This is a genomic window from Chromobacterium paludis (assembly GCF_008275125.1).
Lineage (GTDB): Bacteria > Pseudomonadota > Gammaproteobacteria > Burkholderiales > Chromobacteriaceae > Chromobacterium > Chromobacterium paludis.
The window spans coordinates 2177473-2191356 of record NZ_CP043473.1 but is presented as its reverse complement, the minus strand read 5'-3'; the positions used below and the strand labels follow the sequence as shown (position 1 = coordinate 2191356).

Below are 13884 nucleotides of genomic sequence, written 5' to 3'. Positions count from 1 at the left end.
CTCCTTATTCCACTTGGTACGCCGGGTCCAGCAACAGCTGGGCGATGGCTTTGGCCCCGCTTTCGCCGGGCGGCAGCGGGTTGGTCGGCGGCACCGCCAGCAGCAGGCGGGCGGCATCGTCGGGATTTCTTACGCCATACATGGCGGCCCACTCGTCCGGCTGCAGCTTCATCGAGTTCAAGCCGCGGTTGATGAAGCGGTTGATGCGCGCCTCGCGGGCAGCCATCTCGTTCATGCCGCCGTCGGCCTGGACGAAAGCGTCGCGCGCCGGCGCGGCGTCGCGGGCGATGCGGTCCAGAAACTGTTTGCGCGTGAGCAGGGTGGCGCTGTTGATCCAGGCTTCGCCGCCGGGCCAGCCCTTGACATTGGGCGGCGCGAACACGTCCTGCCCCAATTGGCGGTTCAGTCCGGCGATCACGCGCCAGTCCGGCGGCCTGAGGTCGAAAGTCACCAGCGTGCCCACGGTCAGCTCCACGGGCGACTTCACCAGCAGGCCCTGGCTGCGCCAGAACTGCGGCGTCAGCAGCAGCGCGCGCATCAAGGGCTTGATCTGGTAATGGCTGCGACGGAAGTCCGCCGCCAGCTTGTTGACCGTGGCGGCGTCCGGCGTGGGCGATACGAAGTTGCGCCACAGCTTGTTGGTGACGAACACGGCGGTTGAGGGTTGTTGCAGCAGCAGGTCGACCACGTCGTCGCCGTCGAAATCGCCGCGTTGGCCGAAGATGACTTTGTCGCCGTCGTCGCGCAGCCGCGGTCGATAAATGAATTCTTGCGCGCGATCCAGCCCCCAGCCGGTGAAGGCGCGCGCCGCCTCGCGGATGTCCTGCTCGCTGTAATGGCCCTCGCCCAAGGTGAACAGCTCCATCACCTCGCGCGCGAAGTTCTCGTTGGGCTGGTCCTGGCGATTATTGACGGTGTCCAGGTAGCGCATCATCGCCGGGTCGCGCGCCACCGCGTGCAAAAGCTGGCCGAAGTCGCCCAGCGCGTAGCGGCGCAGCAGCAGGTTCTGCCGGTACATCATCTGCGGCGAACGCACCTTCTCCAGCGAGGACACGAAATGGTTGTGCCAGAACAAGGTCATTTTCTCGGTCAGCGGCGAAGGGGTGTCGCGCATCTCGGTCAGCCACCAGCTGCGCAACGCCACCGCGTGCTGGTTGCGCTCCTGCTGCAGCGCTTTTTTCTGCTCTTCGCTCAGGCCGGGCTGGCTGGGACGCTCAAACGGTTCATTGGTCCAGCCCGGCGGCGGCGTGACCGCCTGGGCGCGCACGCCGGCCAGGATCTTGTCCACGGCCGCTTCGCGGCTGAGCGGCGCGAAGGCGGCGATTTGCGCCGGATTGGCGCCGAAGCCGGTGCGCAATAGCAGATGGCGCGCGCCATCGACGCCGATGTCGGCCAGGGCGGCGAAGGGCAGGGCGAGCAGGGTGCCGGTCAGCAGCAGTTTCTGAATCATATTGCCCCATTTCGGGTGGATTTCTCAGCGAGCGTATGCAGCATAGCGACGGCTTTTCACGCCGGTATTAAGCGGCTTGACCAGAGTGTTAAGTTGTTTGCCGCAATCTCCGCTATACTGTGCGCCTGTCACCGGGGGTGCCCGCCATGCGGGCTGAGAGACACCCTGAGAACCTGATCTGGATCATGCCAGCGGAGGGAGCGTGATGCGCGGGAACCGTCCTGCATGCCCGCTTGCTCCGTCGTTTTTTGCACGGAGAGATTCATGAAGTTGTTCCCCAAATTAGTCGTCGTCGCCCTGGGCCTGTCCAGCCTGTCCGTCCATGCCGCCGAACTGCGCGTGCTCGCGCACAGCTCCTTCGCCATCGACAAGCCGCTGCTGGCCGCTTTCGAGAAGCAGACCGGCGCCAAGGTGTCCATCATCAAGGCCGGCGACGCCGGCGAGATGGTCAACAAGCTGATACTGACCAAATCCAATCCCATCGCCGACGTGGTGTTCGGCATAGACAATAGCCTGATAGGCAAGGCCGAGCAGGCCGGCGCGCTGGCGCCGCTGCCGGCGGAGTTGGCCAAGGGCGGCAAGGTCAGCCTGCCGGGCATGGCGGCCATCGACTATGGCTATGTGACGCTGAACTACGACAAAGCCTGGTTCGCCAAGAACAAGCTGCCGCTGCCCAAGACGCTGAATGATTTGACCCTGCCGGCCTACAAGAACCTGCTGGTGGTGGAGAACCCGGCCACTTCCAGCCCGGGCCTGGCCTTCCTGGCCTCCACCATCCATGCCCTGGGCGAGGAAAAGGCTTTCGCCTTGTGGGGCAAACTGCGCGACAACGGCCTGAAGGTGAGCAAGGGTTGGACCGAAGCCTATTACACGGACTTCTCCAAGAACGGCGGCGGCCGGCCCATCGTGGTGAGCTACGCCACCAGCCCGGCGGCCGAGGTGTTCTACAGCAAGGAAAAACTGGCCGACGCGCCGACCGGCAACCTGCCGCTGCCGGGCGCGGTGTTCCGCCAAGTGGAGGGCGCGGCCCTGGTCAAGGGCGGCAAGGAGCCCAAGCTGGCCCAGCAATTCATCGCTTTCCTGCGTTCGGACGCGGTGCAGAAGGACATCCCGACCCAGATGTGGATGTACCCGGCCATGGATAAGATCGAGCTGAACCCGGTGTACAAGTACGCCGAGCAACCGGCCGCCCACGACACGCCGGACAACGCCACGCTGGCAGCCAAGCAGCGCGGCTGGGTCAGCCGCTGGACGCGGGTGGTGCTGAAGTCCGGCCAGTGACAGGCATGACGTTTTCAAGCGTTTTCTGTCATGATGCCGGCATTGTCGATGGGAAGCCGCGCGATGATTGAAGATGTGATGGGTCCCCGCCTGATCTTGCGCCATCTGGAGCCGGCGTGCCTGCAGGCCTGCCTGCGCGGCGACGTGGACGCCGCCGCGCTGAGCCTGGGCTGCCGTCCCGCCGACGACTGGCTGCGGGAGAAGGAGTTGATGGCGATGCGGCTGGCGGACATGGCGGAAGACCCGGCCTACGCGCCGTGGTCGGTGCGCGCGCTGCTGCGCCGCGACGATCTGGCCATGGTGGGCCATATCAACTTCCACACCGTGCCGGGCCATCCGTATCTGAACGGCTACGGCGACGTGGAGCTGGGCTATGCGGTCTACCCGGCCTACCGCCGCCAGGGCTACGCGCGCGAGGCGCTGCTGGCCATGGCCGGCTGGGCGGCGGAGCGGGGCGGCGTGTCGCGGCTGGTGTTGTCCATCGCGCCGGACAATGCGCCGTCGCAGGCGCTGGCCGCGCAGCTGGGCTTCGCCAAGGTAGGGCAGATACGCGATGAAGACGGTTGCGAGGATGTATTGACGGCTGACTGGCCGTTGTCTGGAGCATGTGTTTGAAGCAGTTTGTTTCATCCAGGCCGGCGCTCGCCGGCTTGCCCCTGCTGTTTCTATTCCTGTTGGCCGTCTTGCCCTTGGCTCGCTTGCTGGCCGAGGGCGGCCTGCAGTTCAGCCCCGGCTTGTTGAGCGATGCCTATCTGCGCTGGCGCTTGTTGTGGTCGCTGGGCCAGGCCGCGGCCAGCGCCTTGCTGTGCCTGCTGCTGGGCGCGCCGCTGGCCTGGCTGCTGGCGCGCTACCATTTCCCCGGCCGCTTCCTGTTGTTGCGCCTGCTGATGCTGCCCTTCGTCATGCCCACCCTGGTGGCGGCGATGGGCGTGCTGGCCTTGTTCGGCCCGCAGGGACTGTTTGGCGTCAATCTGCAGGACACGCCGTGGCTGCTGCTGTACGGCAATCTGTTCTTCAATCTGCCGCTGGTGGTGCGCGCCGGCTGCGATGGCTTCGCCCAGACGCCGGCCAGCCGGCTGGCCGCCGCGCGCACGCTGGGCGCCACGCCATGGCGGACCTTCTGGCGCGTGGAATGGCCGGCGGCGCTGCCCTGGCTCTTGTCCAGCCTGTGCCTGGTGTTTCTGTATTGCTTCTCCGGCTTCGGCCTGGCGCTGATCTTGGGCGGCCAGCGCTATACCACGCTGGAGGTGGAAATCTACACCCTGGTGGCTTACGAGCTGAACCTGGCCGACGCCGGCGCGCTGGCGCTCGTGGTGCTGACAGTGTGCGGCGGCATGGCCGCGCTGTACGCCTGGCTGGCGCGGCGGCTGGCGACCGCGGCCAAGGTCGAGCCCTTGCCTTTGCGGCCGGCTGCCAGCTTGAAGGAAAAGCTGGCTTTGGCCGCCGCGCTGGCCGCGCTGCTGCTGTTCGCCGGCCTGCCTTTGCTGGCGGTGCTGTGGCGCGGCCTGGCCGCCGCGTCCGGCTGGTCCGCCTTGTGGGATGACGACGTCCGGCTGGCCTTGTGGAACAGCGCGCGCTTCACCGGGCTGACCGTGCTGGCGGCCGGCGCGCTGGGCCTGGCCCACGCTTTTGCCTGCGGCCGCAGCCTGGCCATGCGCGCGCTGATTTTCCTGCCTTTCGTCGCCTCGCCAGTGTGCGTGGCTTTCGGCCTCTTGCTGCTGTATCCGCAATGGAGCGCCGCGCTGGCCTTGTTGCTGGGCGCTTACGCCTTGCTGGCTTACCCCTTCGTCGCCAAGGCGCTGCTGACGGCGCTGGACGGCCAGCCGCCACACTGGAACGCCTCCGCGCGCAGCCTGGGGGCCGGGCCGTGGCGGGTGTTCCGCCGCGTGCAGTGGCCGCTGCTGCAGCCGGCCTTGCGCCGCGGACTGGCCTTCGCCGCCGCCACGGCGGTGGGCGAGTTCGCCGTCACCTTGTTCCTGTCTCGCCCGGAATGGCTGACGCTGACCACGCTGATCTACCAGAAGCTGGGCAAGCCCGGCGCGGCCAACGCCGACGCGGCGATGCAGTTGTCTTGCCTGCTGATGCTGCTGGCCTGCGTCGCGTTCTGGATCATAGAAACCGCCGGAGGCGCCGGCTCATGGGAGGACCGCCGTGCTGACGCTGCGAAACCTGAATAAGCGCTTCGGCGCGCGCGTGGTGGCGGACGACGTCTCCCTGAGCGTCGCCGCCGGCGAAACCATGGCCCTGCTGGGGCCGTCCGGCTGCGGCAAGAGCACCTTGCTGAAGATGATAGCCGGGCTGGAGCGGCCGGATGGCGGCGAGCTGCGCTTCGACGGCGCGGATCTGGCGAAGCTGCCGCCGGAGCGGCGCGGCTTCGCGCTGATGTTCCAGGACTTCGCCTTGTTTCCGCATTTGGACGTGCTGGGCAACGCCATGTTCGGCCTGATCGAACAAGGCCTGCCCAAGCGCGACGCCGAGGCGCAGGCGCGGGCCATGCTGGCGCGGGTGGGCTTGGCCGAGCATGCCGGGCGCAAGGTGTGGACGCTGTCCGGCGGCGAGCAGCAGCGCGTGGCGCTGGCGCGCGCGCTGGCGACGCAGCCGCGGCTGCTCTTGCTGGACGAGCCGTTTTCCAGCCTGGACGCGGACTTGCGCCGGCAACTGCAGCGCGACTTCCGCGGCCTGCTGCGCGAGGCCGGCGCGCCTGTCATCCTCGTCACCCATGACCGCGAGGAGGCCTTCGCGTTGGCCGACCGGGTGGCGGTGCTGAAGGACGGCCGGCTGCTGCAATGCGACGCGCCGCAGCGGCTGCTGGCCGCGCCGGCCGATGCCTGGCTGGCGCGCTTCATCGGCTATGAAAACGTGCTGGCGCATGCAGTGGCGCCGCCGCAGGCGCTGCTGCTGGGCGACGATCAGCCGCCGGCGCACATCCTGGAGCTGACCTGGCTGCCGGATGGCGCGCGGCTCAAGGTGGCGGCTCAGGCCGGCGAACTCGTGTTGAGCCTGTCCGCGCGCGAGGCCGCGCGCTGGCAGGCGTCGCTGTTTGTCGGCGGCGAGATAGGCGTGGGGCTGGACCCGGCGCGCTTGTTGCCGCTGCAGGCTTAAAGCGTCCGCCGCAGCTCGCTGGGCGTCAGGCCGTAGCGTTGCCGGAAGCGCGCGGCGAAACGAGACGGCGAGGCGTAGCCGCTGGCTGCGGCGATATCGGAAATGGGGCGCGCGCTGCTTTGCAGGCTTTGCAGGGCCTGCCCCATGCGCACCTCTTCGAGCAGCCGTTGAAAGCCGCTGCCTTCCTCGGCCAGATGGCGGCGCAGGGTGGAGGCGCCCAGCTTGAGCCGCCGCGCCGCCGCCTCCACGCTCCATGGCGCGGCCGGGTCCAGCATCAGCAATTGCCGGACGCGCTGCGCCAGTTGATCCGCCGGCTCCTGCAGCATGGGGCCGGCCTGGCCGGCCAGCGCCAGGGCCAGCAATACGCCCTCCGCATGGTGCTGCCGCATCTCCGGCGGCGCGTCGCCGCGCAGGCTGTTCATCAGCAATTGCCAGGCATGGCTGACGGTGTCGTCCATGGAAGGGCAGAGCTGGCCGTCGTCGTTCTGGCGCAGCAGCAGCGGTCCGTGCCGCTGGCGGAAATGGTCCACCAGTTCCGGCGGCAGGACGACGAGATCGGCCAGATAGCCGCGCGCGTCGGGCAGATTGGCGATGTCCAGCTCGCTGCCGGCCGGCAGCAGCACCAACTGGGCCGGCCCGGCCGACATGGCCCGCTCGCCCAGCCACATGCGCTTGACGCCATGGCGCACGCGGCATAGCGCCGGCAGGAAGACCGGCACCCGCCGGATGCGCTGGGGCAGGCGGGCGCGGATTTCGCCGGCTTCGATGCGGCATTCGCGCAGGGCGAGGTCCATCATGCGGCTCAGCGGCCGTAGGTGGCGGTGAGGCTGGCCTTGCCCAAGACGTTGGCGTTAAGCATATAGCCTACCAAGGCGCCGCTGGCGTTGGCGTCCAGCGGCAGCTTGTCCGTCTTCAGCGCCCAGACGGTGAATTGGTAGCGGTGCGGCTTGTCGCCCACCGGCGGGCAGGCGCCGCCGAAGCCGGATGCGCCGAAGTCGGTGCGGCCCTGCACCGCGCCTGCCGGCAGCTGGCCGCCGGCGTTGCCGGCGCCTTCCGGCAGTGAGTGGACGCTGGCCGGCAGATTGACTACCGTCCAGTGCCACCAGCCGCTGCCGGTCGGCGCGTCCGGGTCGTAAACGGTGATGGCGAAGCTCTTGGCGCCGGCCGGCGCGCCGCTCCAGGACAGCTGCGGCGAGACATTGCCGCCTTCGCAGCCAAAGCCTTTGTAGACTTGGCGCAGGCTCAACGGCTTGCCGTCGGCGATGCTCTGGCTGCTCAGTTTGAAACCTTCGGCGTGGGCGGCCAGCGGCAGGGCCAGCAGGCTGGCGATCAACAAGGCGGTGCGCATATCGGTTCTCCTGTGGGGGCATGACATGAAGGATGATAGGCGGCGCCGCGGCGGCCCGCTGCGCCGAAACGCTCGCCTGCGGCGCCGAAGCGCTCTTCAGCGAGCGATTGCGGCCATGGTTGCCACGCTGCCGGCCTGAGCTCAGGCGCTTGCGGTTTCTTTTCCCAGGGCGAACTGGCGCAGATCGTCGCCGGCCAGGCGGTAGCGCACCCATTCGGCCTGCGGCTTGGCGCCCAGGGACTGATAGAAGTCTATGGCCGGCTGGTTCCAGTCCAGCACGCTCCATTCAAAGCGGCCGCAGTCCTGTTCCAGCGCCAGTTGCGCCAGGTGCTTCAGCAGCGCCTTGCCTGCGCCGGCGCCGCGCATTTCCGGCGTGACGTACAAGTCTTCCAGATAGAGGCCGTTTTTGCCCAGCCAGGTGGAGTAGCTGAAGAAATAGACGGCGAAGCCGGCCAGCTGGCCATCGACATGGCACATCAGCGCCTGGGCCTTGGCCTGCGGGCCGAATAGCGAGCTTTCGATGTCGGCGACGCTGGCCACCATTTCATGCTCGGCGCGCTCGTAAATGGCCAGCTCGGTGATGAAACGGTGGATTTCGGCGGCGTCTTGCGGCCGGGCGGGGATGATGCTTATGGTCAAGGCGGACTCCTGGGCGAATGAGTCAAATAGTATGGCATGAAAAAAGCCGCCCATCCCATTGGGATGCGCGGCCTGCATGGCGATGCGGGGCGATCAGCCGGCCAGCCAGCTGCCAGGGTGGGATTCCAGCCAGGTCTTGATGTTCTTGGCGTCATGCACGCGGGCCGAGCTGGCGCCGGCGTCCAGCAGCACGATGATCAAGGGCTGGGAGCCGACCACGGCCTGCAACACCATGCAGCGGCCGGCCTCCTGGATGTAGCCGGTCTTCTGCACCGCGATGTCCCAGTCGCCTTCGCGCACCAGGGCGTTGCTGTTGCGGTACTGCAGCACGCGCTTGCGCACGGAGACGATCTGGTGCTGCTCGGTGGTGGTGAACTCGCGGATCAGCGGGTAATCGTCGGCGGCCTGCACCATTTTGGCCAGATCGGCCGCGGTGGAGGTGTTGCGCACGTCCAGGCCGGTAGGGTCGTGGAATACGGTTTCCGTCATGCCCAGGCTGCGCGCTTTGCGGTTCATTTTCTCGACAAAGGCGGCGGTGCCGCCGGGAAAGGTGGTGCGCGCCAAGGTGGCGGCGGCGCGGTTTTCCGACGACATCAGCGCCAGCAGCAGCATTTCCTTGCGGCTCAGCGTGGTGCCGACGGCTAGGCGCGAGGTGGTGTGCTTGACGCGGTCTATTTCGGCGTCGGACACCGTGACTCGTTCGTCCAGCGGCGCGCCGGAGTCCAGCAGCACCATGGCTGTCATCAGCTTGCTGATGGAGGCGATGGGCATGCGCTGATGGGTGTTCTTCTCGTACAGCGTTTCGCCGGTGTTGCCGTTGATGACCAGCACCGAACGGGAATTCAGCCGCGGGGCGCCGTAGCCGGACATTTCGCTGGCCACCATCACGCCCTGGGGCGGAGCCGCCATTACCGGAACGGACAGGGCCGCCGATATCAGCAGACTTGCGATTTTCTTGATCATGCGTCACTCCGTGTGTGCGCTTGTTTTGAATGCGGGCAGGAAGTCATCTGGCAGGCATTTTCGGCAATAAGGCAATAATCCTGCATCATTTCATGAAAAAGCCTGCCCATGTCCTGCTTGCATTTTAAACAATGTTGCGGGGCTGTGAAGACTTCGCGAAAGAATAATTCGTACACGTCATATGTTGGCGCCGGCGATGGCCGTTGTCGCCGCGCTGCAAGGATCCAAGCAGGTAAAGAAGGATGTGATTAGGCGCGGACCGGCGTAAAATCATCGGTTTCGCCACTCTGTCCGCTCCCGCCATGCTGCTGACTTTTCCCGATAGCCCGTTCCAACTGAACCAGCCGTTCCCGCCGGCCGGCGACCAGCCCGCCGCCATCGCGCAACTGGTGGAGGGCTTGTCCGATGGCCTGTCCTACCAGACGCTGCTGGGCGTGACCGGTTCCGGCAAGACCTACACCATGGCCAACGTCATCGCCCAGACCGGGCGGCCGGCCATCATCATGGCGCACAACAAGACGCTGGCGGCCCAGCTCTACAGCGAGATGCGCGAATTCTTCCCGCACAACGCGGTGGAGTATTTCGTCTCTTACTACGACTATTACCAGCCGGAAGCCTACGTTCCCAGCCGCGACTTGTTCATCGAGAAAGACTCCAGCATCAACGAGCACATCGAGCAGATGCGCCTGTCGGCCACCAAGTCGATATTGGAACGTCCCGACTGCATCATCGTGGCGACGGTGTCGGCGATCTATGGCATCGGCGACCCGTCCGACTACCACCAGATGATTCTGCATCTGAAGGAAGGCGAAACCACGCCGCAGCGCGATATCATCAGCCGCCTCACCACCATGCAGTACAGCCGCAACGACATGGACTTCGGCCGCGGCACTTTCCGCGTGCGCGGCGACGTGATCGACATCTACCCGGCGGAAAGCAGCGACACCGCGCTGCGCGTCAGCCTGTTCGACGACGAAGTGGAAACGCTGACCCTGTTCGATCCCTTGACCGGCACGACCAAGCAGCGCGTCGGCCGCTTCACCGTATTCCCGTCCAGCCACTACGTGACGCCGCGCGACACCGTGCTGCGCGCTTGCGAGCAGATCAAGGACGAGCTGCGCAGCCGCGTAGAGTGGTATCAGAAAGAGGGCAAGCTGGTGGAGGCGCAGCGCATCGAGCAGCGCACCCGCTTCGACCTGGAAATGCTGTACGAGATGGGCTTCTGCAAGGGCATCGAAAACTATTCGCGCCACTTTTCCGGCCGCGGCCCCGGCGATCCGCCGCCGACGCTGATCGACTATCTGCCCAAGAACGCGCTGATGTTCATCGACGAGAGCCACGTCACCGTGCCGCAGGTGGGCGCGATGTACAAGGGCGACGCGGCGCGCAAGGCCAATCTGGTGGAGTACGGTTTCCGCCTGCCGTCCGCCGCCGACAACCGGCCGCTGAAATTCCATGAATTTGAAAAGCTGATGCCGCAGACTGTGTTCGTCTCCGCCACGCCGGCGGTGTACGAGAAGGAGCATGCCGGCCAGGTGGTGGAGCAGGTGGTGCGGCCGACCGGCCTGGTGGACCCGCAGATCGAGATCCGTCCGGTGGCGACGCAGGTGGACGACTTGCTGTCCGAAATCCGCGACCGCATGGAACGCGGCGAGCGGGTGCTGGTCACCACGCTGACCAAGCGCATGGCCGAGCAATTGGCCGATTACTACACCGAGCACGGCATCAAGGTGCGCTATCTGCACAGCGACATCGATACCGTGGAGCGGGTGGAAATCATCCGCGACCTGCGCCTCGGCATGTTCGACGTGCTGATCGGCATCAACCTGCTGCGCGAAGGCCTGGACATTCCCGAGGTGAGCCTGGTGGCGATCCTGGATGCTGATAAAGAGGGTTTCCTGCGCAGCGAGCGCAGCCTGATCCAGACCATAGGCCGCGCGGCGCGGAACCTGAACGGCCGTGCGCTGCTCTACGCTGACCGCATCACCGACTCCATGAAGAAGGCGATGGACGAGACCGAGCGCCGCCGCGCCAAACAGATGGCGTTCAACGCGGAGCACGGCATTGTGCCCAAGGGCGTGGAGAAGAAGATCAAGGACATCATCGACGGCGTCTACAGCGTGGAGGCCGAACGCAAGAAGCTGGTGGACGAGGCCGCGGTGGCGATGATGGACGAGAAGACGCTGGCCAAGGAGATCAAGCGCCTGGAGAAGGAGATGATGGAGGCGGCGCGCAATCTGGAATTCGAAAAGGCCGCGCGCATCCGCGACGAGCTGAAGCAACTGAAGGAAAAGGCCTGGCTCAGCGAGCTATAAAGCCGGCCCCGCCTCACTCGCTATCCCCGCGCAGCCAGCGGGGATTTTTCTTGCCCGGCGCGCTGCGCCTGCTGGCGAAAACGCTGCGCCAGCACCGCGCACACCATCAGCTGGATTTGATGGAACAGCATCAGCGGCAGCACGATGGCGCCGATGGCGTGACCGGCGAACAGCACCTTGGCCATGGGCACGCCGCTGGCCAGGCTCTTCTTGGAGCCGCAGAACAAAATGGTGATTCTATCCTTTCGGCTGAAGCCCAGCTTGCGTCCCGCCAGGGTGGTCAGCCCCAGCAACAGGCCCAGCAGGACGGCGTTGACCAGCAGCAGCCCGGCCAGCGCGGCCGGCGGCGTCTGCCGCCACAGCCCGCTGATCACCGCCGCGCTGAAGGCGGTGTACACCACCATCAAAATGGAACCCTGGTCCACGTATTTCAGCAACGCCTTTCGCTTGTCCACCCAATGTCCTATCCCGCGCCGCGCGATCTGCCCGGCGATGAAGGGCAGCAGCAGCTGGTAGACGATGTCCAGCGCCGATCCCATGCCCTGGGCCGCGCCGTTGTGGCGGATCACCAGCCAGCCCGTCAGCAGCGGCGTGATGAAAATCCCCAGCAGATTGGAAGCGGTGGCGCTGCAGATGGCGGCCGGCACATTGCCCTGCGCCATCGAGGTGAAGGCGATGGATGACTGCACGGTGGACGGCAGCATGCACAGATACAGCACGCCCAGATACAGCTCAGGCGTCACCAGGGGGCTTAGCGCCGGTTTCAGCAGCAGGCCAAGGACGGGAAACAGCGCGAAGGTGCAGGCCAGCACGGTCAGGTGCAGCCGCCAGTGGCCCATGCCGGCGATCACTGCCTCGCGTGACAGCTTGGCGCCATGCAGGAAGAACAGCAGGCCGATCGCCAGATTGGTGACGATGTTGAAAATTTGCGCGGCCTCGCCCGAGCAGGGCAGCAGGCTGGCCAGGGAGACAGTGCAGATCAGCGCGAGAGTAAAGGAATCCAGCAGCTTCGGCATGGCGACATCCATCAAGGACTATGCGTGATATCGCTATTGAAACGCGGCGCAATTCAGAATACAAATTCATTTATATGATCAATTTATGAGTTATTGATATGAACGTGAGTTTGCGCCAGCTGCGCGTGTTCCGGCGCGTCGCCGAGCAGGGCGGCTTCAGCCGCGCCGGGGACGAACTGGGTCTGACCCAGCCCGCCGTCAGCCGCGCGGTGAGGGAGCTGGAGGAGGCCTTGGGACTGCGGCTGCTGGACCGCACTACGCGCGAGGTGGCGCTGACCGAGCTGGGCGCGCGGCTACTGCCCAAGCTGGCGCGCGCCCTGGACGCGCTGGACGAGGTGCTGGAGACGGCGCGCAAGGAGGGCGGGCAGGCCATGGGCGCGGTGCATGTGGCCAGCAGCCCCACGCTGTCCGCCAGCCTGATGCCGGCCATCATCGCCGCCAGCCGCGAGCGCTTTCCCCAGCTAAGCCTGCATCTGCAAGACCAGGTGCAGCGGCTCAATGTGGAGGCGGTGCGCGGCGGCGCGGCGGACTTCGGCCTGGTGGTGGAGTCTGCCGATTGCGACGATCTGGAGCAGGAAACCGTGCTCGGCGACGATTTCTGGCTGGTGTGCCGCGCCGATCACCGGCTGGCCGCGCAAGATGAAGTCGAATGGGGGCAGCTGGACGGCGAGGCGCTCACCCTGTTGGATGGCAGTTCCGGCAGCCGGCCGCTGATAGACGAGCTGTTGCGCCGGCATGGTCTGAATTGCCCGGTGGCGCAGCAACTGGGCCATTCCCACTCCGTGTTCCGCATGGTGGCGGCCGGCATCGGCGTCAGCGTCTCCCCCGGCCTGGCCCTGCCATTTCCGGAAGGCAGCGGTTTGCGCGCCTTGCCGCTGCGGCCGCGCGCCAGCCGCCGCATCGTACTGATCCGCCGCCGCAACCGCACTTTGTCTCCCGCGGCGGAAAGCCTGTGGCGCTTGGTGTTGGACATGCGCGAGGACCTGCAGCGGCTGGCGCGGGCGGTGTGCGGGCCTGCTTAGGCGTGGCGACTGGCGCGGCATCGAGTCCGCCTGGGCATGTCAGGATGGCGGCAGCGTTTGCGTGCTTGAGCGGCCCATTCATTCCAGAATATTTGGCGAATCAACGCGGCTGCATCGGATTTTTTGACGTAATATCCTGCCCCAGCAGCGGATGCAAGCAAAATAAGCTTGCTATTGAAAACATAAGGCTTGTCTAGCGCATGCAAAACCAGCAAAAAATCTTCTCCATTTTATTCGTCTGCCACGGCAATATCTGCCGCTCCCCAACCGCGGAGGGGGTGATGCGGGCCAAGCTCGAGCAAGCAGGCTGGCAGGCATGCGTCGCGGTGGACTCCGCCGGCACTCACGGCTACCACGTTGGCGAGGCGCCAGACGCGCGCAGCGCGCAGGCGGCGGCGAGGCGCGGCTATGATCTGTCCGCTCAGCGCGCCCGGCAGGTAGTCGATAGCGACTTCGAGGCCTTCGATCTGATCCTGGCGGCGGATAGCCGCAATCTGGCGGATCTGCGCCTCCGCTGCCCCCTGCATTGGGAGGACAGACTGCACCTGATGCTGGAGCCGTTGGGCGAGGGGCGCGAGGTGCCGGACCCGTATTACGGCGGCAGCCGCGGCTTCGAGGACGTGCTGGACTTGCTGGAGGCGGCCTGCGACGGTTGGCTGGGCCGCTTGGCCAAGACGCGAGGCTGACAGGAAGGCAAGCTGACTGCGGCAGGCAACTGCTGCTAAGCTGACGGAATCGACACCCCAAG

Annotated in this window: 13 protein-coding genes and 1 riboswitch; of the genes, 7 read left to right on the top strand and 6 right to left on the bottom strand. The window is 66.1% G+C overall.

Going from position 1 to position 13884, the window contains the following annotated elements:
• Nucleotides 1-4 precede the first annotated feature (4 nt).
• Nucleotides 5-1450 (bottom strand): DUF1800 domain-containing protein, encoded by a 1446-nt coding sequence (locus tag FYK34_RS10110; RefSeq protein ID WP_149296248.1) that lies wholly within the window; start codon nucleotides 1448-1450, stop codon nucleotides 5-7.
• 123 nt (nucleotides 1451-1573) lie between these two features.
• A riboswitch (TPP riboswitch) is annotated at nucleotides 1574-1668 on the top strand.
• A 46-nt stretch (nucleotides 1669-1714) separates the two neighbouring features.
• On the opposite strand from FYK34_RS10110, the gene FYK34_RS10105 reads away from it, so the two are divergent.
• The 4 genes from FYK34_RS10105 (at nucleotide 1715) to FYK34_RS10090 (ending at nucleotide 5833) form a co-directional block, all read left to right on the top strand.
• Nucleotides 1715-2731: a thiamine ABC transporter substrate-binding protein gene (locus tag FYK34_RS10105; protein ID WP_168209705.1), complete on the top strand. Its 1017-nt coding sequence runs from the start codon at nucleotides 1715-1717 to the stop codon at nucleotides 2729-2731.
• Between the two features lie 63 nt (nucleotides 2732-2794).
• Nucleotides 2795-3346: a GNAT family N-acetyltransferase gene (locus FYK34_RS10100; protein WP_168209704.1), complete on the top strand. Its 552-nt coding sequence runs from the start codon at nucleotides 2795-2797 to the stop codon at nucleotides 3344-3346.
• Nucleotides 3343-4908 (top strand): ABC transporter permease, encoded by a 1566-nt coding sequence (locus FYK34_RS10095; RefSeq protein WP_407923568.1) that lies wholly within the window; start codon nucleotides 3343-3345, stop codon nucleotides 4906-4908. Before FYK34_RS10100 ends, FYK34_RS10095 begins: the two co-directional genes overlap by 4 nt.
• Nucleotides 4883-5833 (top strand): ABC transporter ATP-binding protein, encoded by a 951-nt coding sequence (locus FYK34_RS10090; protein ID WP_149296245.1) that lies wholly within the window; start codon nucleotides 4883-4885, stop codon nucleotides 5831-5833. The genes FYK34_RS10095 and FYK34_RS10090 overlap by 26 nt, the downstream gene beginning before the upstream one ends.
• Here the strand turns inward: FYK34_RS10090 and FYK34_RS10085 are convergent.
• From FYK34_RS10085 to FYK34_RS10070, 4 genes are all read right to left on the bottom strand, one after another.
• The gene (locus FYK34_RS10085; protein ID WP_149296244.1) at nucleotides 5830-6630 is read right to left on the bottom strand and encodes a helix-turn-helix transcriptional regulator; all 801 of its coding nucleotides are present in this window, start codon (nucleotides 6628-6630) and stop codon (nucleotides 5830-5832) included. The two genes, FYK34_RS10090 and FYK34_RS10085, sit on opposite strands and share 4 nt — an antisense overlap.
• A 5-nt stretch (nucleotides 6631-6635) precedes the next feature.
• The gene (locus FYK34_RS10080; RefSeq protein WP_149296243.1) at nucleotides 6636-7181 is read right to left on the bottom strand and encodes a kinase inhibitor; all 546 of its coding nucleotides are present in this window, start codon (nucleotides 7179-7181) and stop codon (nucleotides 6636-6638) included.
• 141 nt (nucleotides 7182-7322) lie between these two features.
• On the bottom strand, nucleotides 7323-7820 hold the full coding sequence (locus tag FYK34_RS10075; RefSeq protein WP_149296242.1) for a GNAT family N-acetyltransferase: 498 nt from the start codon (nucleotides 7818-7820) through the stop codon (nucleotides 7323-7325).
• A gap of 93 nt (nucleotides 7821-7913) precedes the next feature.
• On the bottom strand, nucleotides 7914-8783 hold the full coding sequence (locus FYK34_RS10070; protein ID WP_149296241.1) for a serine hydrolase: 870 nt from the start codon (nucleotides 8781-8783) through the stop codon (nucleotides 7914-7916).
• 302 nt (nucleotides 8784-9085) lie between these two features.
• Here FYK34_RS10070 and uvrB point away from each other — a divergent pair, with 302 nt between their 5' ends.
• The gene (uvrB, locus tag FYK34_RS10065; RefSeq protein ID WP_149296240.1) at nucleotides 9086-11098 is read left to right on the top strand and encodes an excinuclease ABC subunit UvrB; all 2013 of its coding nucleotides are present in this window, start codon (nucleotides 9086-9088) and stop codon (nucleotides 11096-11098) included.
• Between the two features lie 20 nt (nucleotides 11099-11118).
• On the opposite strand, the gene FYK34_RS10060 is transcribed toward uvrB, so the two are convergent.
• On the bottom strand, nucleotides 11119-12114 hold the full coding sequence (locus tag FYK34_RS10060; protein WP_149296239.1) for a bile acid:sodium symporter family protein: 996 nt from the start codon (nucleotides 12112-12114) through the stop codon (nucleotides 11119-11121).
• A 98-nt stretch (nucleotides 12115-12212) separates the two neighbouring features.
• Here FYK34_RS10060 and FYK34_RS10055 point away from each other — a divergent pair, with 98 nt between their 5' ends.
• Nucleotides 12213-13136 carry a LysR family transcriptional regulator gene (locus FYK34_RS10055; RefSeq protein ID WP_149296238.1) on the top strand — a complete coding sequence of 308 codons (924 nt, stop codon included), beginning with the start codon at nucleotides 12213-12215 and terminating at the stop codon, nucleotides 13134-13136.
• A 200-nt stretch (nucleotides 13137-13336) separates the two neighbouring features.
• On the top strand, nucleotides 13337-13822 hold the full coding sequence (locus tag FYK34_RS10050; protein ID WP_149296237.1) for a low molecular weight protein-tyrosine-phosphatase: 486 nt from the start codon (nucleotides 13337-13339) through the stop codon (nucleotides 13820-13822).
• Nucleotides 13823-13884: the final 62 nt, after the last annotated feature.